Raw genomic sequence first — 25,617 nt, 5'->3', positions numbered from 1 at the left:
ATGGCGCTGTTGTCCATCCGCAACGTCTTCAAGAGCTACTTCCTGCACGGCAAGCGCATTGACGTGCTGCGCGACGTGTCGCTGGACATCAACGCCGGCGAGCTCGTCTCCCTGATTGGCGCGTCCGGCGCGGGCAAGAGCACCTTCCTGCACGTGCTGGGCACGCTGGACGCCCCCGCCGCCGGTGAAGTCCTCTTCGACGGCAGGTCCGTCTTCTCCATGAACGACGCGGAGATCGCCGAGTTCCGCAACCGCACCATCGGCTTCGTCTTCCAGAGCCACTACCTGCTGCCGGAGTTCACCGCGCTGGAGAACGTGGCCATGCCCGCGCTCATCCAGCGCCGGGACCGGGCCCCGTCCTACGCGTACGCCCGGGAGCTCCTGGAGCGCGTCGGCCTGGGCAGCCGCGTGGATCACCGCCCCGGGGAGCTGTCCGGAGGCGAGGCCCAGCGCGTCGCCCTGGCGCGCGCGCTGGTGCTCAAGCCCGCGGTGCTGCTCGCGGACGAGCCCACCGGCAACCTGGACCCCACGACGGGCGAGGGCATCCACCAGCTGCTCCGGGACGTCAACCGGGACCTGGGCATCACCGCCGTCGTCGTCACGCACAACGAGACGCTTGCTCGCTCCATGCCCCGCCGTCTGAGACTCGCCGGCGGGCAGGTGTCGGAGGCCTGATGGCCACTCGCTTTTGGATTGAGGGGGCCTCCCCCCATCCCGTACATTGCCCCGCCTTTTCCTGGCCGGACTGCACTTGAGGCTCACCGTTCTGCGCAAGTCATTGCTCCCGCTGCTGGCGGTCGCCCTGTGGGCGCTCGGGCCGCTTCCTGCCCACGCCCAGGTGGACGTGGACGCGGGTTCGCCCGCCGTCGTTCCGCCGTCCGTTCCCGCCGCCACGCCTGTATCGCCTCCGGACGCGGGGACCCCCTCGGGTGCGGATGTGCCCCTGGCCACCCCGGACGAGGACGACACCCGGGTGTCCCCCTCGGACCGCGTGGTGGAGATCCGCGTCGAGGGCAACCGCCGCGTGGAGTCCGAGGCCATCCGCCGCGCCCTGCGCACCAAGGTCGGTGACCCGCTCAACCGCTCCGCGGAGGACCTCAAGGCCCTCTGGGCCCTGGGCTACTTCACGGACGTGCAGCTGCTCGCGCAGCGCATGGCCAACGGCATCGCGTACGTGGTGCGCGTGTCGGAGCGCCCCACCATCCGCGCCGTGCAGCTCCAGGGCAACGAGGAGCTCAGCGCGGAGGACCTGAAGGAACAGCTGGACCTCAAGGCCGGCAGCATCCTCGACATCGAGGCCGTGCGCGCCACTCAGAAGAAGATCCAGGAGAAGTACGTCGAAAAGGGCTACTTCCTGGCCGAGGTGAACTACCGGCTGGTCCCGGTGGAGAACGGCGCCGCGGTCAACGTCGTCTACGTCATCAACGAGCACTCGAAGGTGATGGTGCGGCAGATCATCCTCCAGGGCGCGGAGAAGGTGTCCCCGGAGGAGCTCAAGGCGACGATGATCACGAAGGAGGGCGGCTTCCTGTCCTTCTTCACCGGCGAGGGCACCTACCGCGAGGAGGCCTTCCAGCGCGACCTCGCCGTCATCCAGATCGCCTACTACGACCGCGGCTTCATCAACGTGCGCGTGGACAAGCCCACCGTGCAGCTGTCCGCGGACAAGCGCGACATCTACATCACCCTGCACATCACCGAGGGTGAGGCGTACGACATCGGGAAGATCGACTTCGCGGGAGACCTGGAGCGCCCGCCGGAGGAGCTGCTCAAGCTGATGAAGTCGCGCCCCAAGACGCGCTTCAACCGCGGCCAGCTCTCCACGGACATCTCCAACATCTCCGACGTGTACTTCGACAAGGGGTACGCCTACGCCAACATCAACCCCGTGACTTCCGTGAACGCGGAAGACCGCACGGTGGACCTCACCTTCGACATCCAGAAGGGCCCGCTCGTCAACATCGAGCGCATCGACGTCGTCGGCAATACGAAGACGCGCGACAAGGTCATCCGCCGCGAGCTGCGCGTCTACGAAGGCGAGCTCTACAACGGCACCGGCGTGAAGCGCAGCCGCGAGCGCGTCACCGCGCTGGGCTTCTTCGAGACCGTCGAAATCACCCAGCACCCGGGCAGCTCCGACAACGCCATCGTGTTGCAGGTGGAGGTGAAGGAGAAGGCCACCGGCACCTTCCAGGTGGGCCTCGGCTTCTCCAACGTGGAGAACTTCATCTTCACGGCCCAGGTGTCGCAGAACAACTTCCTCGGCTGGGGCCAGAGCGTGTCCGCGTCCGCCCAGATTTCGGGCCTGCGCTCACTCGTCCAGCTGTCGTTCTACGACCCGTACTTCCTGGACACGAACTACCTCTTGTCCGCGGAGTTCTTCCGCGTGCAGGCGGACTACGAGGGCTTCATCCGCAACTCCACGGGCGGCACCATCTCCCTGGGCCGCCAGCTGGTGGACGACGTGCTGGCCACGGTCGGCTACTCGCGTGAGTACGTGGACGTGCAGGCGGGGCAGGGCATTGGCGCGGTGCTGCTGGCCAACCAGTTCCAGTCCGGCGTCACCAGCGCGCTGCGCCTGTCGGTGTCCTTCGACCGGCGCGACAACCGCCTCTTCCCGTCGCGCGGCTTCATCCACTACGGCTCGGTGGAGACGGCGCCCTCGTTCCTGGGCGGCACGTTCCTCTTCAACCGCTACACCGCCTACTCGCGCCTGTACTTCCCGCTGCCCCTGGGCTTCGTGTTCAAGACGAACGCCACGATGGGCTACGTGCAGCAGCTGGACTCCAGCAAGCCGCTGCCCATCAGCGAGCTCTACTACGTGGGCGGCATCAACACGATCCGCGGCTACTACCTGCGCAGCATCAGCCCCACGCTGCTGGTGCCCCGCGCGGACAACCCGGACGCCAACGTCACCGAGTTCCGGGTGGGCGGCAACAAGCAGCTCATCTTCAACTTCGAGCTGGAGTTCCCCATCTTCGAGAAGGCCGGCCTGCGCGGCGTGCTCTTCTACGACGCGGGCAATGCCTTCGGCTCCAACGAGAAGTTCTTCGAGGACCGGCAGGACAAGCTGCCCCTGGGCCTCTTCCACTCGGCGGGCTTCGGCTTCCGCTGGTTCTCGCCCATCGGACCCCTGCGCTTCGAGTGGGGAATCCCGCTGACCAAGCGGCCTTCGGATGACCCCATCCTGTTCGAGTTCACGATCGGTAACTTCTTCTGATAGGCATTGACCCCGTGGCCTTCCCGGCCCACGCGCTCCCTCCCTCCACGGGCGGAAGTGAACAGGCCGGGACGGCGGACGTCGGAGCCTGCAGCACCCTTTTCGAGGAGCCGTAACCCATGTCGCTTCGAAGCACCCTGGCGGCCGCCGCCGCTGTCCTGTCGCTCGCCCTCCCGGTTGCCGCTTCGGCCGCCGACCTCAAGGTGGCCTACGTCGACCTGCAGCGCGTGCTGCTGGAGGTGGATGACGGCAAGGCCGCCAAGGCCCGCCTCCAGAAGTGGCTGGAGGACCGCCAGAAGGAGATCGACAAGGAGCAGGACGCCCTCCGCAAGGAGAAGGAGACCCTGGACAAGCAGGCCAGCGCCATGAGCGAGGCCACGCGCACCCAGAAGGCCACGGAGCTCCAGAAGAAGGTGATGGAGCTGGCGCAGAAGTACGAGCGCAGCCGCGCCGAGGCCGCCAACAAGGAGCGCCAGGAGATGGAGCCCATCGTCAACCGCATCGACCAGGTCATCGCGACCATCGCGGAGCGGGACGGGCTGGGCATCGTGCTGGACAAGCGTGACTCGGGCATCGTCTTCGCGCTGTCCCAGTACGACATCTCCAACGAGGTCGTCCGCAACTACAACAACACCAAGAAGCCCGCGGCGCCGGCGGCCAAGGACGCCCCGGTCAAGAAGTAGGCGCCTCTGGACTCCCCCGTGCCTTCCGCACCCAACGCGCACCGGCTGGGGGACATCGCCGCCCACGTCGGGGGTGAGCTCCTCGGCGACCCGGGACTGCTCGTCCATGGCCTGAACGGCCTGGAGGAGGCAGTGCCCGGGGAGGTGTCGTTCTACGGCAACCCCCGCTACCGCAAGCAGTTCGAGGCCACCCGCGCCTCGGCGGTGCTGGTGGGGCGGGATGCCCCCGCTCGCGACGGCGTGGCGCTGGTGCGGGTGCCCAACCCGCACCTGGCGTACGCGAAGCTCCTGACCCTGTTCCATCCGGCCACGCGGCCCGCGGCGGGCATCCACCCTGCCGCCCACGTCCACCCGGAGGCCTCGGTGCACCCGGAGGCCACGGTGAAGGCCGGGGCGGTGGTGGAGAAGGGCGCCCACGTCGGCGCCCGCACGGTGCTGCACCCCGGCGCCTACGTGGGCGAGGGCGCGCGCGTCGGCGACGACTGCGTGCTCTACCCGCACGCCACGGTGCGCGAGGCCTGCATCGTGGGCTCGCGCGTCATCCTCCACGCCTCGTCGGTGGTGGGCGCGGACGGCTTCGGCTTCGCCTTCGACGCGGAAGGGGAGGACGGCCCCCGCCACTTCAAGATTCCCCAGGTGGGCATCGTCCGGATTGAAGACGACGTGGAGGTGGGCGCCTGCACCTGCATCGACCGCGCGACGGTGGGTGAAACGGTGGTGGGCCAGGGAACGAAGCTCGACAACCTGGTTCAAATCGCCCACAACGTGCGCGTGGGGCCGCTGTCGCTCATCTGCGCGCAGGCGGGCGTGTCGGGTTCGGCGGAGGTGGGCACCGGCGTGGTGCTGGCGGGGCAGGTGGGCGTGGTGGGCCACATCCGGGTGGGTGACCTGGCCAAGGTGGGCGCGCAGTCCGGCGTCGCCCATGACGTTCCAGACGGGCAGGTCGTCAGCGGCAGCCCCGCCATCCCGCACAAGGACTGGCTGCGCGCCAGCGCCGCGTCCGGGCAGATGGCGGACCTGCTCAAGGAAGTGCGTGCCCTTCGCAAGAGGGTGGAGCTGTTGGAGAAGGAGAAGGGCGGATGATGGACATTGGCGAGATCCAGGCGCTGCTGCCGCACCGCTACCCGTTCCTCCTGGTGGACCGGGTGGTGGAAATCGTGCCGGGCCAGAAGCTCACGGCGTACAAGAACGTCACCATCAACGAGCCCTTCTTCAACGGCCACTTCCCGGGGCACCCGGTGATGCCGGGCGTGCTCATCCTGGAGGCGCTTGCCCAGGCCACGGCCATCCTTGCGTATAAGACGGAAGCCATGGACCCGACGCGGCTCGTCACGTACCTGATGGGCGTGGACAACGCGCGCTTCCGCAAGCCGGTGGTGCCGGGAGACAGGCTCCAGTTGGACATCGAGGTCATCCGCCACAAGGGCGCCATCTGGAAGACGAAGGGTGTGGCGTCGGTGGATGGCGCCAGGGTGGCGGAAGGAGAGTTCCTCGCCACCGTGGTGGACAAGAACAAGGCCGCCAAGGGCGACGAGAGCGCGGCGCCGTAGGGCGCGTCACACGCGCTGCTGAGGAGAGAAGGACATGGCGCAGGTTCATCCCACCGCGGTCGTCCATCCGGGAGCCCGGCTCCACGACACCGTGGAGGTGGGGCCGTTCTCGGTCATCGGACCCCAGGTCGTCATCGGCGCGGGCACCCGCATCGGGCCGCACGTCGTCGTCGAAGGCCGCACCACGCTCGGGGAGCGCAACCACCTCTTCCAGTTCTGTTCGGTGGGCGCGGCGCCCCAGGACTTGAAGTACGCGGGCGAGGATACGGAGCTCATCATCGGAGATGAGAACCAGATCCGTGAGTTCGTCACGGTGAACCTGGGCACGGTGGCCGGCGGCGGCGCCACGCGCCTGGGCCACCGGAACCTGCTGCTCGCCAACAGCCACATCGCGCACGACTGCATCGTGGGCAATGAGGTCCTCCTCGCCAACGGGGCCGCGCTCGCGGGCCACGTCACGGTGGAGGACTCGGTGAAGATTTCCGGCCTCGTCGCGGTGCACCAGTTCACCCGGCTGGGGCGCTACGCGTTCATCTCCGGCGGCTCCATGGTCACCATGGACGTGCCCCCGTACTGCACCGTGCAGGGGGACCGGGCCACGCTGGTGGGCCTCAACACCGTGGGCCTGGAGCGCGGCGGCTTCACCGAGGAGCAGATTGGCCGCGTGAAGGAGGCCTACCGCATCCTGTTCCGCTCCAAGCTGAGCCTGCAGGACGCGCTCGCGCAGCTGCGCGGGGAGCTCGCCAGCCACCCGGAAGTGGACCACCTGGTGCGGTTCGTGGAGACCAGCAAGCGCGGCGTCACGCGCTAGGCCCTGTCGCACCCAGAGAACGGAGTCGAGCGGGTGGAGCGCATCGGGCTCATCGCCGGGAACGGCCAGCTTCCCTTCCTCTTCGCGCGGGCTGCCCGCGCGCGCGGATTGGAGGTCGTCGTGGCCGCGCACCGGGGAGAGACGGACCCGGCGCTGGAGCAGGAGGTGGGCCACTTCGCCTGGGTGCGCGTGGGGCAGGTGGGCCGCATCCAGAAGGTGTTCCGCCAGGCGGGCGTCACCCGGGCGGCCATGGCGGGCGGCATCGGCCGCGTGCGCGCGTTCACGGAGGCCCGGCCGGACCTGGGCGCGGTGCGCATCATCTCCCGCCTGCGCAGCTTCCGGGACGACGCGCTGTTGCGCGCGGTGGCCGCGGACTTCGAGTCCCAGGGCATCACCATCATCGCGCCCACGGACTTCCTGGGGGAGGTCCTCTGCCCCGAAGGCCACCTGGCCGGCCCCGCGCTCAAGCCCGCCCAGGAGAAGGACGTGGCCCTGGGCAGGGAAGTGGCGGTCCTCCTGGGCCAGGCGGACGTGGGCCAGACGGTGGTGGTGCGCGACGGCCACGTGCTCGCGCTGGAGGCCGTGGAGGGCACCGACGAGACCATCCGCCGGGGCGCGAAGCTGGGCGGCCCGGGCGCCGTGGTGGTGAAGCGCTGCAAGCCGGAGCAGGACCTGCGCTTTGATTTGCCCGCCGTGGGCCCCCGCACGCTGGAGGTCATGGCGGAGGTGGGCGCCCGGGTGCTCGCGCTGGAGGTAGGGCGGACGGTGCTGTTGGACGCACCCGCCCTCTTTTCCGGGGCCACCGCGCGGGGCATCACCCTGGTGGGCGTGCGGTAGGCTCGCGCGGGAATCCCTTCCCCCGGGCTGGAGTTGCCTCCCCACCTCCCCCGCGACGCCGAGGCCGACGCCGCATGTCCGTCCGAATCCTACCTCTCGTGGCCCTGCTGGGCCTGCCGCTCTCTGCCTCCGCGGAGGCCATCCGGGTGTCGCTGGAGGGCAAGGCGGCGCTGGGTGAGGGTGTGCCCACGCTGCTCGTCCACATCGAGGAGCCCATCGACGGCTTCGAGGTGAAGCTCAAGCGCAGCGACGGCAAGACGGTGGAGCTCAAGGGGGGCGGCAAGCCGGGCATCACCCGCCGCGTCGCCCTGGAGCAGCCGGAAGGGAAGTTCCACTACGAGGGCGAGCTGACCGTGCGCTTCCCGGGCAATGCGGAGCCCGGCTCCATGCCCCTGTCCTTCGACACGGAGCTCAACGGCCCGCTGAAGATGGAGGTGCGCCCGGAGGACGTGGACGTGGCCGGCCGCAAGCTGCGCTTCACGCTGTCGCGTCCGGCCGGGAAGACGGAAGTCTCGGTGAAGATGGACACCGGCAAGACGGCCTTCGCGGGCGACGTGGACTTCAAGGGCGCGCCCGCGGGCACGCCCCTGGAGGTGAAGTGGCTGCCGGCGGAGGGCAAGGTGATGCACATCCGCCTGCGCGCCTACGACACCTCGGACTTCTACACCGGCGTGGACCTCTACCCGTGGCAGGTGGACATCCCGCACGAGGAGGTGACGTTCGCCTCCGGCCGCTCGGACATCCCGCCGGCGGAGAAGGGCAAGCTGGACGCCAGCTACAAGAGCATCACGGAGGCGTTGAATAAGTATGGCCGGTGGGCGTCGCTGCGCCTGTACGTGCTCGGGCACACCGACACGGTGGGCAGCGCGAGTGACAACCGCGAGCTTTCGCTCAAGCGGGCGAAGAGCATCGCGTCCTACTTCCGCCAGCGCGGCCTGAAGGTACCAGTGTTCTACGAGGGCTTTGGTGAGCAGTCCCCGGCGGTGCCCACGCCGGACGAGACGGCGGAGGCGGCCAACCGCCGCGCCGAATACATCATCGCGGTGGAGGACCCGTCGCTGACGAACGCGCCCTTCACCCCTCGCTGGCGCAAGCCTTGAGGTGTCACATGGTGGAACTTCCTCGCATCCGTTGGGCGCTCGCGGTGGCGGGCCTGGGCTTCATGGGGACGGTGGGCTGTGTGCGCACCGTGCCCTATGCCCAGCGCGTGGAGGCCGAGGACGAGAAGTGCACGCTCCTCCAGGCGCTGCTGCGTCAGCCCGCGCCCGCCCAGGCCATCCAGAAGTTCGTCTCGGAGGGCAAGGAGCAGAGGGCCCCCGTGGTCGTCTACGTGCGCCACCCGGAGGAGGCCTCGCTGGAGCGCTTCTTCACCGGCGACACCCAGTGCGCCAGCGACTCGTTCAAGGTCGTGCAGGAGAACGTCGTGGACGCAGTGGTGGTGTACCTGCAGGAGGTCCAGGGCGGCTACGCGTACGACGCTCAGCGCTCCAGCCCGGAGCACCTCACCATGGACGGCCGTCCCCAGGGCACCGTGCGCAAGGACGGCACGGTGTGGGTGGCGGGCGCGGACGCTATTTGAGCAGGTCCTTCGCCCCGTCCGCGATGAACTGCACCGCGATGGCGGCCAGGATTAGGCCGGACACGCGCTCCAGGATGGCCACGCCGGACTGACGCAGCACCCGCTGCACCAGGCTGGACGCGTTGAGGATGAAGTAGGTCGCGGTGAAGGTGAGCACCACCGCCGCGACCACCGGCAGCGCGGACACGAAGGACGTCCCGGAGCGCGCCATCAGCACCATGGCCGTGGCGATGGCGCCCGGCCCCGCGAGCAGCGGAATGGCCAGCGGGACGATGGCCACGTCCTCCTTCACCACGCCCTCTTCCTCTTCCGTGGGGCTGGTGCGCGTGGAGGACGGCCGCGCGCGGAGCATGTCCAGGGACGTAATCAGCAGCAGGATGCCGCCGGCCACGCGGAAGGCGCCCAGCGACACCGCGAACACCTGGAAGATGACGCGGCCGAAGACGGCGAAGAAGAGCATCAGCCCGCACGCCACCAGACAGGCGCGCAGGGCGGTGCTTCGTATCTGCTGCTTGGTGTCCCCCGCCGTCATCGCCAGGAACAGCGGCACGACGCCAATCGGGTCCACCACGAAGAAGATGGCGGACAGCGACACGAGGAAGGTGGACACCATGGCGGACATCGACATGGCGCCTTACACCGTGAAGCGGAGCTTCCAGACCATGCCCAGCGCTTCGACGAAGATCTTCTTGTTCATCTTCGAGTGCCCCACGCGCCGGTCCTCGAACACGATGGGGACCTCTCGCACGGTGAAGCCCTTGCGCAGGGTGCGGTAGGTCAGCTCAATCTGGAACGCGTACCCGGTGCTGCGCACCTCATCCAGGTTGAGGGACTCCAGCACGCGGCGGTTGAAGCACTTGAAGCCGCCGGTGAGGTCGCGCACGTCCACGCCCAGGATGCTGCGCGCGTAGAGCGAACCGCCGCGGCTGATGATCTTCCGGCCCACGCCCCAGTTCACCGTGCCGCCGCCCTCCACGTAGCGCGAGCCCAGCACCAGGTCCGCGCCACCTTCGGCGGCGTCCAGGAAGGTGGGCAGGTAGCGCGGGTCGTGGCTGAAGTCCGCGTCCATCTCCAGGATGTACGTGTAGCCCTCGGCCAGGGCCCAGCGGAAGGCGGCCAGGTACGCGCGGCCCAGGCCCTCCTTCTTCTCGCGGTGGAGCACGCGCACGCGCGGGTTCTTCGCGGCCAGCGCGTCCGCCAGCTGCCCCGTCCCGTCGGGCGAGTTGTCGTCGACGACGAGGATGTCCACACGGGGGTCCGCCGCCAGCACCGCCTGGGTGATGGGGCCGATGTTGTCCCGCTCGTTGTAGGTGGGGATGCAGACCAGCGCACGGTTCATGACCCGGCGGACATACCCCAAACCCGGCGCTGGAACAGCAGAACCCGCGCCAACCCCGTCGGTTCTGCCGGCTCAGGACACAGCGCGAGGGGGCAACAGCTCCAGCACCGTCTGGGCCGCGCGGTGGGCGGCCCCCACCTCGCCCAGGCGTCCACGCACCTCGGCCAGGCCCTGGACCATGACGTCGCGGGGCTCGCCCGGCAGCCACACGCGCCGCACCTCCGAGGCGATGTTCTCCGGCGTCATCTCCCCCTGGAGCAGCTCCGGCACCACGCGCCGGCCCGCCAGCAGGTTGATGAGCGACACGAAGGCCACCTTCAGCATCAGCCGGCCCACCCAGTACGTCACCATCGACACGCGGTAGACGACGACGAGCGGCCGCTCCATCAGCCCCGCCTCCAGCACCGCCGTGCCGGACGCCACCACCGCGGCGTCGCTCGCGCCCACCACCTCCGGGGCGCGCCCGTCCACCAGCACCGGAGTCACGCCGCTGCCCTCGAAGCGGGAGAGGATTTCCTCCTTCTCGATGGTGGGCGCCACCGGCACCACCACCTGGAGCCCCGGCCGCTCGGAGGCCAGCTGCTTCGCGGCGCCCACGAGGGTGGGGAGGATGCGGCGGATCTCACTCATCCGGCTGCCGGGTAGGAGCGCGAGCGTGGGGGCGTCCTGCTTCAGCCCCAGCCGCTGCCGGAACTCATGGGCGCTGGCGGATGGGGGCATCTGCTCCAGCACGGGACTTCCCACGTAGCGTGCGGGCACCCCGGCCTCCCGGTAGAACTCCTCCTCGAAGGGCAGGATGCAGAGCATCCGGTCCACCAGCCGCTGGATGGTGCGCACGCGGCCCCGGCGCCAAGCCCAGATCATCGGGGACACGTAGTAGGCCACCGGGATGCCCAGGGCCTTGAGCTTCTTGGCCAGCCGCAGGTTGAAGTCCGGGATGTCCACGAGGATGGCGACGTCGGGGCGGCGCTCCTCGGCGGCCTGGGCCAGGTCCTTCATGATCCGCAGGATGCGGGGGATGCGGGGGAGCACCTCGGTGATGCCCATGACGGACACTTCGCGGGCGTCGTGGATGAGCTCCACTCCCCGAGCGGCCAGGCGGGCGCCCCCCATGCCGAAGAAGGTGAGGTCCGGGCGCAGGGCCTGGAGGGCGGCGACGAGCTCCGACGCGTGGGTGTCGCCGGAGGCCTCGCCGGCCACGACGAGGATGCGGGGGGAGGATGGCTGCGTCATGGGAGGCAAGACCCTCATCGTAGCTGATGCGCGGAGGGAGGGAGGTTGTAGACTGCGGCCCCCTTGAAGACGCTTCTGCTCGCCGAGAGCCACCCCCCGACCCTGGAGCACCTGACGGGCCTGCTCTCGCAGGCCGGGTACACCGTTCGGGCGGTGAATGACGCCGTGATGGCGTTGGAGCACTTCTCGGCGGACAACCCGGACGTGGTGGTGCTGGGCGTGGACCTGCCGCGCGTGGAGGGGCAGCACGTCGTGCACCTCATCCGCGGGCACAGCCAGGGCGGGCGCGTGCCCATCGTGGCCATCGACAAGGGGCACCTGGGCCGCGCGAAGGGCGTGAGCTCGGTGCTGGACCTGAAGGTCAACGCGTACATCCCGGATCCGCTCAAGCCGGGAGAGCTGGTGCCCCGCCTGGAGGCGCTGGTGAAGGCCGCCCAGGCCATCCCGCTCACGGGCCTGGCCGCCACGCTGTCGAGGCCCGCGGTGGCGGCGGGGGACCTGAAGGCCTTCCCGCTGCCGGCGCTGCTGCATTCGCTCTACCGGCTGCGGCGCGACGGCGTGCTGGTGGTGGCGCACAAGGGCCTCTATCGCCGCGTGTTCTTCCTGCGCGGTGGACCCGCGAACTTCGACTCCTCCGCGAAGGAGGACGCGCTTCCCCGCTACCTGCGCGAGCGGAAGGTCCTCACGGAGGCGCAGGAGCACCCGGTGGTGGAGTCGCTCGCCTCCGGGCTGCGCATCGGCGCGGCGCTCGCGGACGTGGGCGTGGAGGCGGTGGGCGAGGACCTGCTGGCGCTGCTGCGCGACTTCACGAGGGACCGGCTCGGGCGCGTGCTGGCCATGCGCGAAGGCCGCTTCGCGTTCTACGCGGGTGACGAGTTCTCCTCCGAAGTGGCCTCCGTGGAGCAGCCCGCCCTGGCCCCGCTGCTGGAGGCCGCGCGCCGGCGCATGCCGCTGCGGGTGGTGGCGGGCGCGCTCAAGGCGCACGTGAACGAGTACCCGGTGCGCTCGGCGGACTTCGGCCGGGACCTCCAGGCGATGGCGCTGGACACGGAGGACATCAAGCTGGCCATGCAGGTGAATGGCCGCATCGTCCTCAAGGACCTGCTGGCGCACGGGCGCGCGGAGCTGCGGGCGGCGTACACGCTGCTGTGGTTCCTCAAGCTGACGGGCGGCGTGACGTTCTCCGCGACGCCGGTGGCGACGGGGACGGACGTGCTCAGCGCCGCGGCGGTGCCGGACGTCATCGCGCCGCGCAAGCGCAAGAGCCTGCCACCGGAGACGGCGGCGGCGGTGCGCGAGGAGGCGGTGCGCATCATCACGCGCAGCTACTTCGGCGGGCTGGGGCTGGACCTCGCGGCGGATAAAGAAGCGGTGGAGCGCGCGTACCACGAGACGGCGATGCGCTTTCACCCGGACACCTACGCGGAGTTCGACATCTCCGACCTGCGCGACCTGTTGGAGCAGGTGCAGGAGAAGCTGTCCGCGGCGTACCGCGTGCTGAGCGTGGACGAGAAGCGCCGCGCCTACCTCCAGTACTTCTTCAGCCGGCAGGAAGTGGTGGGCCGCGCGACCGCCATCAACGTGGACGCGGAGCTGGCGCTGCGCCGGGGCGAGTCCGCGATGAAGCGGGGCGACTACAGGGCGGCCATCCAGGGCTTTGAAGAAGCGGTGTTACTCAACGGCAGCGAGCCCGAGTACTACTCGTACCTCGCCTGGGCGAAGTACCGGGGCTCCCCCGGGCCGCTGATGCAGCGGGCGCTCGCGGCGCGCAAGGTGCTCAAGCAGGCGCTGACGTTGGACCCGTACCTGGAGCGGGCGCAGGTCATCGCGGCCATCATCGAAATCGATTTGGACGACGCGCCGCTCGCACGAAAGAAGCTGATGAAGGTGCTGGAGCTGAACCCGTATTCGGTGCTCGCGAGGGCGGCGTTGCAGAAGGTGGTGAAGTAGTCATGCATCGCGCGCTCTGGAAGCTCTTGCGCTACGCGAAGCCGCACGCGGGAATCCTGGTCCTGGCCTTCGTGTGCATGGCGGTGTTGGGGCTCGCCACGGGCGCGTACGCGTACCTGCTGGGGCCGGCGCTGCGCTTCCTGTTGTCGGGAGGTGAAGAGGGCTTCGCGAGCGCTCACAAGGTGCCGTGGCTCGCGGACCTGCCGCGCGAGGCGGCGCTCTGGGGCTTCCCGGTGCTGGTGCTGGGCGTGGGCGCGGTGAAGGGCGTGGGGTACCTGGGCCAGTTCTACTTCATGGGCCTGTTCGCGCAGCGCGTGGTGAAGGACCTGCGGCGCGACCTGTTCCTGAGGCTCACGGCGCTGTCGCCGTCGCAGCTGTCGAAGGAGCGGACGGGAGACCTGCTCAGCCGCTTCTCCTCGGACGTGTTGGCGGTGGAGATGGCCGCCATGTACACGGTGGGCTCGTACCTGCGAGACACGATCCAGGTGCTGGTGCTCGCGGGCGTGGCGCTGGCGATGAGCCCGATGCTCGGAGGGCTGATGCTGGCGGTGATTCCGCTGGCGGCGCTGCCCGCGTCGAAGCTCACGCGCAAGGTGCTGAAGGGAACGCGCGAAGGCCAGGCCCACCTGGGACAGCTCGCGGGCCAGCTGCACGAAGGGCTGGGAGGCCTGCGCACCATCCAGGCCTTCAACGGCCAGGAGGCGGAGCTGGCGCGCTTCGAGTCCTACGCCAAGGCCCACGAGGAAGCCGTGGTGGGCGCGGCCTGGGCGCGAGGAGGCGTGCCGGGGTTGATGGAGGTGCTCGCGGCGGCGGCGCTCGCGGGAGCGCTGGGGTACGCGGCGGCGACGCGGGCGATGGAGCCGGAAGCGCTCCTGTCGCTGCTCACGGCGGTCATCCTCGTGTACCAGCCGGTGAAGGACCTGGGCCGGGTGACGCAGTTCGCGGTGCAGGCGGGAGCGGCGGGAGAGCGCCTCTTCGCGCTGCTCGACCTGAAGCACCCGGTGGAGGACACCGCCAGCGCGGTGCCGGCGCCCGCGCTGCGCGAGTCGCTGCACATGGAGGACGTGCGCTTCTTCTACGGAGAGCGCCGCGCGCTGGACGGGCTGACACTGGACCTGAAGGTGGGGCAGGTGGCTGCGCTGGTGGGAGGCAGCGGAGGCGGCAAGAGCACGGTGACGTCGCTGCTGCTGCGCTTCGAGCGGCCCCAGCAGGGGCGCATCCTCCTGGATGGAGTGGACGCGGACGCGTACACGGCCGCGAGCGTCCGAAGTCAGTTCGCGCTGGTGACGCAGGAGCCGCTGCTCTTCCACGGAACGGTGCTGGAGAACCTGCGGCACGCCAGGCCCGATGCGACGAAAGAGGAAGTGGAGGCCGCGGCGAGGGTGGCGAACGCGGACACCTTCATCCAGGCGCTGCCCCAGGGCTACGACACGCGCATCGGAGAGCGAGGCGTCACCCTGAGCGGAGGCCAGCGTCAGCGCCTGTGCATCGCGAGAGCGGTGCTGTCGAAGGCCCCGGTGCTGGTGCTGGACGAAGCGACGAGCAGCCTGGATCCGGAGAATGAGCGCGAAGTGCAGGCCGCGCTGGCGAAGGTGCTCCCCGGCCGGACGGCGCTGGTCATCGCGCACCGGCTGTCGACGGTGACGGGCGCGGACGTCATCCACGTGGTGGAGGCGGGCCGCATCGTGGAGAGCGGGAGCCACGCGGACCTGCTCCAGAAGGAAGGCCGCTACGCCGCCATGTGGCGCCTGCAGACGTCGGGCCCCATGGAGCGGGGAGCGGCGTGAGCAAGGCCAGGAAGCCGCTCTCCCTGGCGATCCGCGCCGTGTTCGGCGTGCTGTTCCTGCTGCTCGGTGTCGCGGGCTTCTTCGCCTTCGCGGCGGGCTTCGCGGACTACCCCATGGTCGAGCCCAAGCCGGACGCGAAGCCGTGGATCCGGGGCGCGTACCACGTGCACACCACGCGCTCGGACGGGAACGGTTCACCCGCGAAGGTCGCCCAGGCGGCGAAGGCCGCGGGCCTGGACTTCGTGGTGCTCACCGACCACAACGACTTCAAGCCACCCGCCGCGACCTGGGTGGACGGCGTGTTGCTCATCCCGGGCGTGGAGGTGTCGACCAGCGCGGGCCATCTGGCCGCGTTCGGCATGCAGCGGCCCATCGAAGGCGTGAAGCCCTGGGGCCCCCCGGAACAGGCCGTGGCCGCGATCGAAGCCGCCGGAGGCACGGCGGTCCTCGCGCATCCGGTCCAGACGAAGAACCCGTGGAAGGACGAAGCCACTGCGCACCAGGTCCCGGGCTTCGAGCTGTACTCGGCGGACACCTTCTTCCGGCAGGCGCTGAGAAGCCCGGTGAGCCGCCTGCTGCCCGCGCTCGGAGCTTCCATGGTGAGCCCGGTGCACGGAGTGATGCTGCTCGCGGTTCCAGAGCCACGCCCGACGGAACGCTTCCTGGAACTGGCGCGAGAGCGCAATCGCCTCGCCCTGTGCGGCAGTGACGCGCACGGCGTGCCCGCGTACGAGGACATCTTCAACGCGCTCGACATGGAGCTGCCACCGGACGTGCTGCCAGGTCCCCTGTCCCAGAACGCACGCGAAGCCGCGGCCCAGGTCACGCAGGCCCTGGCGAGCGGCCGTGCACTCTGCGTCTTCCGAGCACTCGGAGCCCCCGACGGCTTCGCCCTGGAAGGCTACGACCCGAACACGCGAGAGGCCCCCGTGGGAGCGCTGCTGACGGTCCGCCTCCCGGAACACACGCCCGGGACGCTGGAGGTCCGCGTCTGGGGTGAAGGCCGCCTCCAACCCGACGGACAGCACGTCGAACTGACCGGTCCCGGAGTGGTCCAGGTGGAGGTCTGGGCCCACGCGCCCGGGCGTTTCTTCGGCCACGAGTGGCGGCCCTGGTTGGTCCCCAGCCCGGTGCGAGTGGTGCCCGGACCGCCGGGCATCTGATAGAGCGCGGGACGTCGCCCATGCGCCTGCTCTACGTCGTCGCCACCTACATCCTCTTCGCGCTGCTGTTCCCGGTGCTCTGCGTGCATCGGAAGACGCGTCACGGGCTGAAGCAGCGGCTGGGCTTCTACGGACCGGGAGACCTGCCGAAGGGAGAGGGCCCGCTGCTGTGGTTGCACGGAGCCAGCGCGGGAGACCTGCTGGCCCTCGCGCCCATGTTCGGCCCCTTGCGCCAGCGCTTTCCCGGCTGCCGCATCGTGCTCTCGACGATGACGGACAGCGGCCACGCGATGGCGAGGGACCGCCTGTCGAAGCAGATCGACGGAGTCGTCTACGCGCCCTACGACCTCTGGGGCGCGACGCGACGAGCGGTGCGGGCCCTTCGTCCGGACCTCCTGGTCCTCGAGTACACGGAGGTCTGGCCCAACCTCATCCGCGCCGCGAAGCAATCCGGAGCCAGCGTCGTCATGACGAACGGACGCTTCTCCCCGGCGAACGTGGGGAAGTATCGGACGCTCTTCGGCCTCATCGAAAACCCGCTGAAGGACATGGACCTGCTGCTGATGCGGCAGGACGAGGAATCCGAAAGAGCCAAGGCCCTGGGAGCCCCGGCCGACCGGGTCCTCACCACCGGAAACACCAAGTTCGACGCCCTCGCCGCGGGGCCCGCCCCAGAGGACGAAGCCCTGCGAACCGCCCTGGGCCTGTCCCCAGCGGAGCCCATGTGGCTCGCGGGAAGCACGCACGAGGGCGAGGAAGAAATCCTGTTGCAGGTGTATCAGCGTCTGCGGGAGCGCTGGCCCACGCTGACCCTGGTCATCGCGCCGCGCTACCTGAACCGGGCGGAGCGGATCATGACCCTCGCGAAGGAGCGCAACCTGATCGTGGGCCTGCGCTCGCAGGGCAACCCGGAGCGGGCACCGGTGGTGGTGATGGACTCGATGGGCGAGCTGTCGCGGGCCTACCGCCTGGCGACGGTGGTGTTCGTGGGAGGTTCGTTCACGAAGCGGGGCGGACAGAACATCCTGGAGCCGGCGGGGCAGGGCAGGCCGGTGTTGTTTGGCCCGCACATGGACAACTTCCGGGACAGCGTCGCGGTGCTGCAAGGCAACGGAGGCCTTCAAGTGGCGGACGGAGAAGCCCTGCACGCCGCGCTGGAGGACCTGCTCGCCCATCCCGAACGCCGGGAGCAACTGGGCGCCCAGGCGGAAGCCACGGTGCGCCGCATCTCCGGAGCCAGTGAGCGCAACGCTGAAGCCATGGCCGCGCTAAGGAGGGCGCCTCGATGACGCTCATCGTCCATCCGCACTTCCACAAGCGCTACACAGGAGTCACGCGGCACGTGGAGTCCGTGGTGCCAGCGCTGGCCCACGGCGACGAGACACGGGTCATCGGCTCCGGCCTGACGGAGGCCCTGCCGCGAATCACCTGGGGAGAGCTGATCCGCCGCTCGCACCAGGAGCCCATTGTCTGGCACGCGCACCGCAACAACGAGCTGCTGGCGGGGATGCTCCTGAAGGCGCTGGGAGGCAAGGTCCAACTCGTCTTCACCAGGCACACGTCGGTGGCCCCCACGCGCTTCACGCGCTGGCTCGCCAGGGGCGCGGACGCGCTGGTGTCGCTGACGAAGCAGATCTCCGACGTCATCGCGCTCCCGTCCACGGTCATCTCCCACGGCATCGACCTCCAGCGCTTCCATCCACCGGAAGACCGTGACGCGGCCTGGGCCCGGCTCCAGCAGGGAGGCCGCTACGGCATCGGCGTCATCGGGCGCATCCGCAAGGAGAAGGGGCAGGGCGACTTCATCGAAGCCTTGAGGCCCCTCTTGCCGCAGCGGCCGGAGTGGCAGGCGGTGCTGGTGGGGCTCGCGAAGGGGCCGGACCTGACGTGGGTGAACGGGCTGCGCGAGGGCATCGAGGACCGGGTGCTGCTCGCGGGAGAGCAGTCCACCATCGAGCCCTGGTACCAGGGCCTGAGCATCCTGGTGCACCCGTCCTACGCGGAGGGCTACTCGCTGGTGCACGTGGAGGCGATGGCCTCCGGCTGCTGCGTGGTGGCCTCCAAGCTGCCGTACCTGGACACGCTCATCGAGCACGGCCGCACGGGCTTCTTCTTCGAACCCGGAGACGTGAAGGGCCTGCGAGCCCTCCTGGACGAACTGACCCGCGAACCGGAGCGAGCCCGTCAGGTCGGCCGCAACGCGGCAGAAGAGGCCCGCAGCCGCTGCGGCGTCGAGCACGAAGCCCGGGCGCTCCGGGACCTCTACCATTCGCTGGTGAAGCGCTGATGCGCATCCTGCACCTGCTCGCGAGTCCCTTCTGGAGCGGCCCGGCGGAGAACGTCGCGCTGCTCGCGCAAGCACAGCGGGCCCTGGGCCACGAGGTCACGGTGGCGGTGGACCGCAAGCGCCGGGACATCGCCGCCGAAGAACCCGCCGTCCCCCGCTTCCAGCAACTGGGCCTCCTGGATGAAGGAGGCCTGACGTTGTCCGTGAAGTCCCCACCGTGGGAAATCTGGAGCGACCTGCGAGCCCTCCGCCGCAGGACGGTGGACGTGGTCCACACCCACTTCACGCATGATCATCTCGTGGCCCGTTGGGGAACGCCGAAGGGAGCCGTGCGGATCCGCTCCATCCACGCGCCGCGCTCGCTGAGGTCCTCGCTGCCCGAAGCCAGCGCCTACACGGTGCCCGCGAGCCACCTGGTACAAAAGCTCGAAGGCCGTCACCGTCCCGTCCAGGTCCTGCCCGCGCTGGTGGATCCGATGTTCGCCCCGCCGAGCGACCGCAAGACCCTCCGCCAGACCCTGGGCCTGGAGGACACGCACCTCGTGGGGATGATCTCCACCTTTCAGCAGAGCCGTCGTCACGCGCTGGGAGTCGAAGCCTTCGCCACGTTCCGGCAGCAGCGCCCCGAAGCCCGCCTCGTGCTGGTAGGCGACGGAGCCCTGCTCGAAGCGACGCGGACGCAGGTGGCGGAGCGAGGCCTCACGGAGCATGTGACCTTCGCGGGCTACCAGCAGGGAGCGGACTTCGCGAAGTGGCTGCAGGCCCTGGACGAGGTCTGGATCCTCGGTCTGGGAAACGACTGGAGCGCCAGGGCCGCGGCTCAGGCCCGGGCCTGTGGAGTCCGGGTGGTCGCGGTGAACGAAGGAGCGCTCCCGGAGCTGGCGGACGCAAGCGTGGAAGCGTCCACGGTGGAAGCCGTCATCACCGCCGCACGGTCCGGATCCACGGCGAAGACCCGGCACCCGACGAACGAGCACATCGCCAGGGACATCCTGTCCCTCTACGCGCAGGCCGCGGAGCCACGGCGATGACCGGAGCACCCACGGCGCTGGAGCGGATCTTCTATCCGCCGACACCGGAGCCCTGGACCCGCCGTGCCCTCCTGTCGCCGCTGACGCTGGTGTCCTGGACCTACAGCGGAGCGGTCCGCCTCCGAAGCGCCCTCTACGACTCGGGACTGAAGCGAGCCGAACACGTCGAAGGACTGCGAGTCATCTCCATCGGCAACCTCAACGTCGGAGGCACGGGCAAGACGCCCGCGGTCCTCCACCTCGCGGAGCAATTGATCCGCGAAGGGCGCAAGGTCGGAATCCTCACGAGAGGCTACGGACGCGAGTCCCAGCAGCCGCTCACCTTCACGGGAGCGGAGCCACTGCCCGACGTGACGGAGGCGGGGGACGAACCGCTGCTGCTCGCACGCAGGTGCCCCGGGGCCCGGCTCTTCGTGGGCGCGGACCGGGTGGCGGCGGCCTTCCGGGCCAGGGACGACTTCGGCCTGGACACGGTCCTGCTGGACGACGGCTTCCAGCACCGCCGTCTGCACCGTGACGAAGACCTGGTCGTCGTCGACGAAGCCGTGGGCCTGGGCAACGGCCAGCTGCTCCCAAGAGGCCCGCTGCGAGAGCCCCCGTCCGCCCTGCGCCGGGCCACGCTGCTCTGGCTGAGAGCCGCCCCGGGAGACGCCGCCCCCAACCCATGGGTCGAAGCCCTGACCGTCCCCAGGGTCCGGACGCGCTACGGCCCCACGGGCTGGAGGGCCCCCGCGGGCACCGAGCACGCGACGAACGCGCTCGAAGGAAGGCCCGTCCTCGCCCTGGCCGGACTGGCAAGGCCCGGAGGCTTCCTGAAGACCCTCACCACGCTCGGGGTGGAGGTCCGGGACGCGGCCCTCTTCCCGGATCACCATCGCTTCACGGCGGAAGAGCTGCGGCAGGTCGAAGCCCGTGCCCGTCAGCGAGGCGCGCGAGTGGTGACGACAGAGAAGGACGCGGTGCGCCTGCCCGCTGGCTTCGAGGCCTGGGTGGTACGCCTGGGAGTGGAGGTCCTGGAGGGCGAAGCGCATCTGAAGCGGGCGCTGGGGCTGCAGGGGCAGACGCGCGACTTGTGAGGGCTGGAGCGCTGTGGGACAACGCGCGCCCATGCCCGCGGCCCCGTCTTCACGTCCGGCAGCATCGTCCTCGCGCCTGCCACTCGCCTTCGCGCGCCGTCGGGTGTTGCTGGTGGGAGACCTGGTCGCCGACCACTACCTCTATGGCCAGACGGACCGGGTGAGCCGCGAGGCCCCGGTGCTCATCGTCCGGTACGAGTCGTCGGAGGTGAAGCTCGGCGGCGGAGCCAACGTGGCGGCCAACATCCGCGCGCTGTCGGGGCAGGTGACGGCGGTGGGCGCCCTGGGCGTGGACTCCATGGGCACCGAGCTGCGCAAGCTCTTCGACACGGCGGACATCCGGCTGCACGCGGTCAGCAGCCGAAGCATCCAGACGGAGACGAAGACGCGCATCCTCGCGGGAGGCATCAGCACCACAAGGCAGCAGATGCTCCGGGTCGACCGGGGCCAGCGAGGCCCCCTCCCGCCCCGGATGCGCAAGGCCATCGCCAGGCAGGTGGAGGCGGCGGCGAAGGACGCGGACGCGGTGGTCGTCTCGGACTACGGCGCGGGCGTCGTGAGCGACGAAGTCCGGGCCGCGCTGCGAAAGCTCGCCGCGGACGGGCTCCCGGTCTGCGTGGACAGCCGCTATGCGCTGGCCGCCTTCGCCGGTCTCACGGTGTGCAAGCCCAACGAACCGGAACTCGAAGCCCTCACGGGCCGTCCGGTGCGAACGAAGGAAGACCTCCTGGAGGCGGGCCATGAAGCAGTCCGCAAGCTGGGCTGCAAGGCCCTGCTGGTGACGCGAGGCCGGCACGGCATGGCCCTCTTCGACGCGAAGGGCGGCGTGGACCTCATCCCGGTGCACGGAGCGAAGTCCGCGGTGGACGTGACCGGAGCCGGTGACACCGTCATCGCGAGCTTCGCGCTGTCGCTCGCGGCGGGTGCCTCCTTCGGTGACGCCGCGAGGCTCGCGAACGTGGCGGGCTCGCTGGTGGTGCAGAAGCCCGGCACGGCGACGGTCTCACGCGAAGAACTCCTCGAAGCACTGCGGAGCCCCCGATGAACACCCTGGACAAGCTTCGCCCCCTCGCCGCCATCGCGGAGGAACGAGAACGCTGGCGCGAGCAGGGCCGCACGGTGGCCCTCGCGAACGGCGTCTTCGACCTGCTGCACGTCGGGCACGTCCGGTACCTCGAAGGGGCGAAGGCGCTGGCGGACGTGCTGGTGGTGGCGGTGAACTCGGACGCCTCCACCCGGGCCTACAAGGGACCCGGCCGTCCGCACATCCCGGAAGCGGAGCGAGCGGAACTCGTCGCGGCGCTGGCCTGCACGGACCGCGTGGTCGTCTTCGACGAGCCGAACGTGCGGAGCATCATCCGGGCCCTCAAGCCCGACGTGCACGTGAAGGGGACGGACTACACGCCGGACACCATTCCGGAAGGCGACGAGGTCCGGGCCTACGGAGGCAGGACCGCGGTGGCGGGAGACCCGAAGGACCACAGCACCACGGAGCTGGCGCGCAGGCTCGGCCGGGAAGGCGCGAAGTAGCCATGGTCCTGGACCCGCTGCTGCGGTCCATCCTCGGCTGTCCCCACTGCAAGGGCCCGCTCGAAGAGCACGAGGGCCCTCCGCCCGAAGTCCGCTGCCTCAGGTGCCTGCGAGCCTGGCCCGTCGAGGACGGCGTCCCGAGGATGGTGCACGAGGAGGAGCGAAGGCTCACCCCGTGAGCGAAGTCCGCTCCGAGACGAACGACCGGACCTCCTCGGCCACGCGCTGCTCCAACCCCGCACCGGCGGCGCCGTCCACGATGGGCGTCAGATCCACCATCCGGTGCGGAGCCACCGCGTGGCCCCAGCGCTCCATGTCGATGCGCAGGAAGAACGCCAGCGTGGGGGCACCCACGGCGACGGACAGGTGCATGGGCCCGGTGTTGTTGCAGATGGTGAGGCCCGCGGTCCGCATGAGGGCCCCCAGCTCATCGATGCTCGTCGCCGGAGCCAGCTCCGCCCCCGGAGCACCCGCGAGCACGCTCCGAGCCAGGGCTTCCTCACCCGGTCCCCAGGTCACGACGGGCGAATAGCCGAGCGAGATCAGCTCCCGGGCCGCGGCCGCGAAGGCCTCGGCGGGAATGCGGCGCTCACCCAGCCGGCCCCCCGGGTTGATGACCGCACGGCGAGAACCCTTGCCGGCGAATATCGCCAGGTAGCCACGGAACGCATCGCCCAGCACCGGCTCCCGGAAGGAAAGCCCCTCGGAGACCGCGCCCTTCGTCAGGGGCGTGAGCAGGTGCGTCCGCTGAACGGCCTCGTGCCGGGTATCGGAACGGGCAGGGACGGACACCGACTGCAGCAGCGACACCGGCCAGACGCCCGGTCCGATGACGACGGCCTTCGGCCCCGCCATTCGCGAGATGAGCGCGCTCGTGACCGAAGGCGCGCTCCAGTTGGCGCAATCCACGACGGTGTCGTAGCCCGCGCGGCGCAGTGCCCGGATGCCAGGCGCCAGCGGTCCCAGCCAGAGCAGGCGCCGGTCGAACGCCAGGATTGCATCCGCGTCAGGGTGTCCCTGGAGGACGCGAGCCACCCTGGCGTGCACGAGCACATGCACCTCCGGAGCCGGATGGAGGTGCGCCTTGAGGGTCCGCATCAGGGGCGTGGTGAGAAGGGCCTCGCCCACGCGGTTGTCGGGCCGGACGAGCAGGACCCTGCGCGGGTGGGGGAGGGGCGCTCCGGGAGAACGGCGACGTCCGGGGCGCCAGAACAGGAGGGAAGCCAGGAGCGTCAGTGCCAGCTTCGCCCACGTTTCAAGCCACTTGTGCCACGCCATCGGCGGCGGACCCTACCAGAATTGGAACGGACACAAGACGCTGGCTTGACCTTGGGACGGAAAGCCCCTAGCACCCGCCCCAATGCTCAAGAGCATGACCGGATTTGGTTCGGGCCGCGCCCGAGTGGGAGACGAAGAGGTCTCCGTCGAAGCACGCTCGCTCAACCACAAGTTCTGTGAAGTGAAGGTCCGGCTGCCGCGCGAGCTGTCCGCGCTCGAGCCCGCGCTCGTGAAGCAGGTGAAGGACCGCCTCGCGCGAGGCTCGGTGGAGATCCTGGTGCGCCGGCAGGCCGCCACCGTCTCCGGCAACGTCCCCACGGTGGATGTCGCCCTGGCCCGCGAATACGCGCGCGCCTTCAAGGAAGTCGCCGAGGCCCTGGGCCAGCCGGCGGAGATCGCCTGGTCGCAGGTCTCCAACCAGCCGGGCGTCATCCGCCTGGAGGAGAAGGGCGTTGACGTGGAGTCCGCCACCCAGGCCACGCAGACCGCGCTGCAGCAGGCGCTCGCGGCCCTGGAGACGATGCGGAACACCGAGGGCGAATCCATCCACGCGGACCTGGACGCCCGGATGAAGCTCATCGAAGGCTGGAGCCAGGAGGTCGCCCGCCTCGCGCCCCGCGCGGTCAGTGACTACCAGCAGCGGCTCACCGACCGTGTCGCGGAGCTCGCGCGCGGCGTCGCGGTGGATCCGCAGCGCCTGGCGCAGGAAGTGGCCCTGTTCGCCGAGCGCACGGACATCGCGGAAGAGGTGACCCGGCTCGCGACCCACCTGGAGCAGTTCCGGCTCCTCATGGCGAGCCCCGAGCCGGTGGGCCGGCGCATGGATTTCCTCGTGCAGGAGATGCACCGCGAGGTGAACACGACCGGCTCCAAGAGCCAGCACGCGGAGATCTCCGCGCGCGTGGTCTCGATGAAGGCCGAGGTCGAGCGCATCCGCGAACAGGTGCAGAACGTCGAATGAACGAATCCACTGGACTCCAGCCTGGCCTGCTCCTCGTCCTCTCCGCTCCGTCTGGAGCGGGAAAGACCACCCTCGCGCACCGCCTGCTGAAGGAGATGCCGGATGGCATCTTCTCCACCAGCGTCACCACCCGGCGCCCCCGCGGGAAGGAGCAGGAGGGTGTGGACTACCACTTCGTGGGAGTCGCCACCTTCCAGGAGAAGATCGAGAAGGGCGAGTTCGTGGAGTGGGCCGAGGTGCACGGCCACTTCTACGGCAGCCCTCAGTCCGTGGTGGACGAAGCCCGCACGCGCCGTGGAACCGCCATCTTCGACATCGACGTCCAGGGTGGGCAGGCCATCAAGCGCAAGCACCCCGACGCGGTCCTCATCTTCGTCCTGCCCCCCTCCATGGATGAGCTGGAGCGGCGGCTGCGGGATCGCCAGACGGACTCGGATGAGACCATCCGCCGCCGGATGCTGGCTGCCCGCTCGGAGATCGAGCGGGGGATCGCCTCCTACGACTACGTCATCGTGAACGACGACTTCGAGCGCGCCTACCAGGAGCTGCGCTCGGTGGTGGTCGCGGAGAAGTGCCGGCGGGGGAGGGTGGACCTCTCGAAACTCCGGTTCGGGAGCTGAAATCCCCGGGGAATGGGTGGAACCGCCCTACGGGTTCCCCCTTCACCACGTCGCATCGCGCCGGCGGCCTGCATCAAATTTCTTGCGCCGCCGGATCGCTTGATGGATAAGCCGCCCACCTCGCGGCGACACGCAGGCGTCACCCCGGTGACACCAGCGCGATGCGGTGGCGGTGACGAGAAGTTGACATTCTCCGATCCGGTTCTTAGATGTTCGCCGCAGACGGTCAGCGGGCGTTGAAGGTGTTGGAGTGGGTTGCCGCCTCATGGGAGGCGGAGCGGATCGGGAAGCAGGAGTAGGGCAGTTGACACAGGATGCGGCGGTGGTAGAAGCCGCGCCCCTCGCTTCGAAGCCCGCGCACTGGCGCGGAAGGCACTTCGGAGGGAGAGCAGCACCGACAAGGAAATAGGGCAGTCAACGAGCGGGTTGACAGCGAACGCGGCGAAGAGATAGAAGCCGCGCCCCACCGAAGAAGCGGCGGTCCGGAAGACAACACGACGGACGCAAAGCGGTGAGGAAAGCTGACAGCGAGCGGTTGACAAGGAAGACGGCGCTGAAGTAGAAGCCGCCTCCCTCGAAACGAAGCGGCGGAAGTCACTGGACGGCGCCGACGAGATTCGAGACAGCCCGCAGGACGCAAAAGCGAAGTTGACGCTGACTGCGAACTGAAATAGAAGCTGCA

Annotated in this window: 24 protein-coding genes; 20 read left to right on the top strand and 4 right to left on the bottom strand. The window is 69.7% G+C overall.

Going from position 1 to position 25,617, the window contains the following annotated elements:
* The 9 genes from D7X96_RS24725 (at position 1) to D7X96_RS24685 (ending at position 8,680) form a co-directional block, all read left to right on the top strand.
* Positions 1-675 carry an ABC transporter ATP-binding protein gene (locus D7X96_RS24725; protein WP_120549991.1) on the top strand — a complete coding sequence of 225 codons (675 nt, stop codon included), beginning with the start codon at positions 1-3 and terminating at the stop codon, positions 673-675.
* Between the two features lie 76 nt (positions 676-751).
* Positions 752-3,220 (top strand): outer membrane protein assembly factor BamA, encoded by a 2,469-nt coding sequence (gene bamA, locus D7X96_RS24720; RefSeq protein ID WP_199746872.1) that lies wholly within the window; start codon positions 752-754, stop codon positions 3,218-3,220.
* Between the two features lie 119 nt (positions 3,221-3,339).
* Positions 3,340-3,903: an OmpH/Skp family outer membrane protein gene (locus D7X96_RS24715; protein WP_120549993.1), complete on the top strand. Its 564-nt coding sequence runs from the start codon at positions 3,340-3,342 to the stop codon at positions 3,901-3,903.
* 18 nt (positions 3,904-3,921) lie between these two features.
* Positions 3,922-4,986: a UDP-3-O-(3-hydroxymyristoyl)glucosamine N-acyltransferase gene (gene lpxD / locus D7X96_RS24710; RefSeq protein WP_120549994.1), complete on the top strand. Its 1,065-nt coding sequence runs from the start codon at positions 3,922-3,924 to the stop codon at positions 4,984-4,986.
* On the top strand, positions 4,986-5,453 hold the full coding sequence (gene fabZ, locus D7X96_RS24705) for a 3-hydroxyacyl-ACP dehydratase FabZ (RefSeq protein WP_120550015.1): 468 nt from the start codon (positions 4,986-4,988) through the stop codon (positions 5,451-5,453). Before lpxD ends, fabZ begins: the two co-directional genes overlap by 1 nt.
* A gap of 34 nt (positions 5,454-5,487) precedes the next feature.
* Positions 5,488-6,264 (top strand): acyl-ACP--UDP-N-acetylglucosamine O-acyltransferase, encoded by a 777-nt coding sequence (gene lpxA, locus D7X96_RS24700; RefSeq protein ID WP_120549995.1) that lies wholly within the window; start codon positions 5,488-5,490, stop codon positions 6,262-6,264.
* Positions 6,265-6,297: 33 nt separating this feature from the next.
* Positions 6,298-7,101, top strand: a complete 804-nt coding sequence (locus D7X96_RS24695; protein ID WP_120549996.1) for an LpxI family protein — start codon at positions 6,298-6,300, stop codon at positions 7,099-7,101.
* 74 nt (positions 7,102-7,175) lie between these two features.
* Positions 7,176-8,201 carry an OmpA family protein gene (locus D7X96_RS24690; protein ID WP_121770868.1) on the top strand — a complete coding sequence of 342 codons (1,026 nt, stop codon included), beginning with the start codon at positions 7,176-7,178 and terminating at the stop codon, positions 8,199-8,201.
* An 8-nt stretch (positions 8,202-8,209) separates the two neighbouring features.
* Entirely contained in the window at positions 8,210-8,680 is a 471-nt protein-coding gene (locus D7X96_RS24685; RefSeq protein WP_120549998.1) for a hypothetical protein, read from the top strand.
* On the opposite strand, the gene D7X96_RS24680 is transcribed toward D7X96_RS24685, so the two are convergent.
* The 3 genes from D7X96_RS24680 to lpxB form a co-directional block, all read right to left on the bottom strand.
* Entirely contained in the window at positions 8,673-9,302 is a 630-nt protein-coding gene (locus D7X96_RS24680) for a MarC family protein (protein WP_120549999.1), read from the bottom strand. The genes D7X96_RS24685 and D7X96_RS24680 overlap by 8 nt on opposite strands.
* A 12-nt stretch (positions 9,303-9,314) precedes the next feature.
* Positions 9,315-10,019 (bottom strand): polyprenol monophosphomannose synthase, encoded by a 705-nt coding sequence (locus D7X96_RS24675; protein WP_121770867.1) that lies wholly within the window; start codon positions 10,017-10,019, stop codon positions 9,315-9,317.
* A gap of 72 nt (positions 10,020-10,091) precedes the next feature.
* The gene (gene lpxB / locus D7X96_RS24670) at positions 10,092-11,252 is read right to left on the bottom strand and encodes a lipid-A-disaccharide synthase (RefSeq protein ID WP_121770866.1); all 1,161 of its coding nucleotides are present in this window, start codon (positions 11,250-11,252) and stop codon (positions 10,092-10,094) included.
* Between the two features lie 63 nt (positions 11,253-11,315).
* On the opposite strand from lpxB, the gene D7X96_RS24665 reads away from it, so the two are divergent.
* From D7X96_RS24665 to D7X96_RS24625, 9 genes are read left to right on the top strand one after another with little or no spacing between them, the layout of a single operon-like run.
* Positions 11,316-13,202 (top strand): DUF4388 domain-containing protein, encoded by a 1,887-nt coding sequence (locus D7X96_RS24665; protein WP_121770865.1) that lies wholly within the window; start codon positions 11,316-11,318, stop codon positions 13,200-13,202.
* A 2-nt stretch (positions 13,203-13,204) separates the two neighbouring features.
* Positions 13,205-14,989 (top strand): ABC transporter ATP-binding protein, encoded by a 1,785-nt coding sequence (locus D7X96_RS24660; protein WP_121770864.1) that lies wholly within the window; start codon positions 13,205-13,207, stop codon positions 14,987-14,989.
* Positions 14,986-16,152, top strand: coding sequence for a PHP domain-containing protein (locus D7X96_RS24655; protein WP_121770863.1), 1,167 nt, complete (start codon positions 14,986-14,988; stop codon positions 16,150-16,152). The genes D7X96_RS24660 and D7X96_RS24655 overlap by 4 nt, the downstream gene beginning before the upstream one ends.
* 20 nt (positions 16,153-16,172) lie before the next feature.
* Complete coding sequence (locus tag D7X96_RS24650) at positions 16,173-17,441, top strand: 3-deoxy-D-manno-octulosonic acid transferase (protein WP_121770862.1); 1,269 nt, start codon at positions 16,173-16,175, stop codon at positions 17,439-17,441.
* Complete coding sequence (locus tag D7X96_RS24645; RefSeq protein ID WP_121722477.1) at positions 17,438-18,439, top strand: glycosyltransferase family 4 protein; 1,002 nt, start codon at positions 17,438-17,440, stop codon at positions 18,437-18,439. The genes D7X96_RS24650 and D7X96_RS24645 overlap by 4 nt, the downstream gene beginning before the upstream one ends.
* Positions 18,439-19,470, top strand: a complete 1,032-nt coding sequence (locus D7X96_RS24640) for a glycosyltransferase (protein ID WP_121770861.1) — start codon at positions 18,439-18,441, stop codon at positions 19,468-19,470. Before D7X96_RS24645 ends, D7X96_RS24640 begins: the two co-directional genes overlap by 1 nt.
* A complete protein-coding gene (gene lpxK / locus D7X96_RS24635) occupies positions 19,467-20,546 on the top strand; it encodes a tetraacyldisaccharide 4'-kinase (RefSeq protein ID WP_120550008.1) in 1,080 nt (359 codons plus the stop codon). Before D7X96_RS24640 ends, lpxK begins: the two co-directional genes overlap by 4 nt.
* 31 nt (positions 20,547-20,577) lie before the next feature.
* The gene (locus tag D7X96_RS24630; protein ID WP_120550009.1) at positions 20,578-21,591 is read left to right on the top strand and encodes a bifunctional heptose 7-phosphate kinase/heptose 1-phosphate adenyltransferase; all 1,014 of its coding nucleotides are present in this window, start codon (positions 20,578-20,580) and stop codon (positions 21,589-21,591) included.
* A complete protein-coding gene (locus D7X96_RS24625) occupies positions 21,588-22,076 on the top strand; it encodes an adenylyltransferase/cytidyltransferase family protein (RefSeq protein ID WP_121722479.1) in 489 nt (162 codons plus the stop codon). Before D7X96_RS24630 ends, D7X96_RS24625 begins: the two co-directional genes overlap by 4 nt.
* Positions 22,077-22,244: 168 nt before the next feature.
* Here the strand turns inward: D7X96_RS24625 and D7X96_RS24620 are convergent, their stop codons facing one another.
* Complete coding sequence (locus D7X96_RS24620) at positions 22,245-23,354, bottom strand: glycosyltransferase family 9 protein (RefSeq protein ID WP_120550011.1); 1,110 nt, start codon at positions 23,352-23,354, stop codon at positions 22,245-22,247.
* Positions 23,355-23,436: 82 nt separating this feature from the next.
* Here D7X96_RS24620 and D7X96_RS24615 point away from each other — a divergent pair, with 82 nt between their 5' ends.
* Together D7X96_RS24615 and gmk are read left to right on the top strand one after the other, a co-directional pair.
* A complete protein-coding gene (locus tag D7X96_RS24615) occupies positions 23,437-24,315 on the top strand; it encodes a YicC/YloC family endoribonuclease (protein WP_120550012.1) in 879 nt (292 codons plus the stop codon).
* Entirely contained in the window at positions 24,312-24,935 is a 624-nt protein-coding gene (gene gmk / locus D7X96_RS24610; protein ID WP_120550013.1) for a guanylate kinase, read from the top strand. Before D7X96_RS24615 ends, gmk begins: the two co-directional genes overlap by 4 nt.
* The last annotated feature ends 682 nt before the right edge of the window (positions 24,936-25,617 follow it).

This window comes from Corallococcus interemptor (assembly GCF_003668875.1).
In the GTDB taxonomy this organism is placed as follows: Bacteria; Myxococcota; Myxococcia; order Myxococcales; family Myxococcaceae; genus Corallococcus; species Corallococcus interemptor.
The sequence above is the reverse complement of the archived record's forward strand: the minus strand, read 5'-3'. Positions and strand labels throughout refer to the sequence as shown.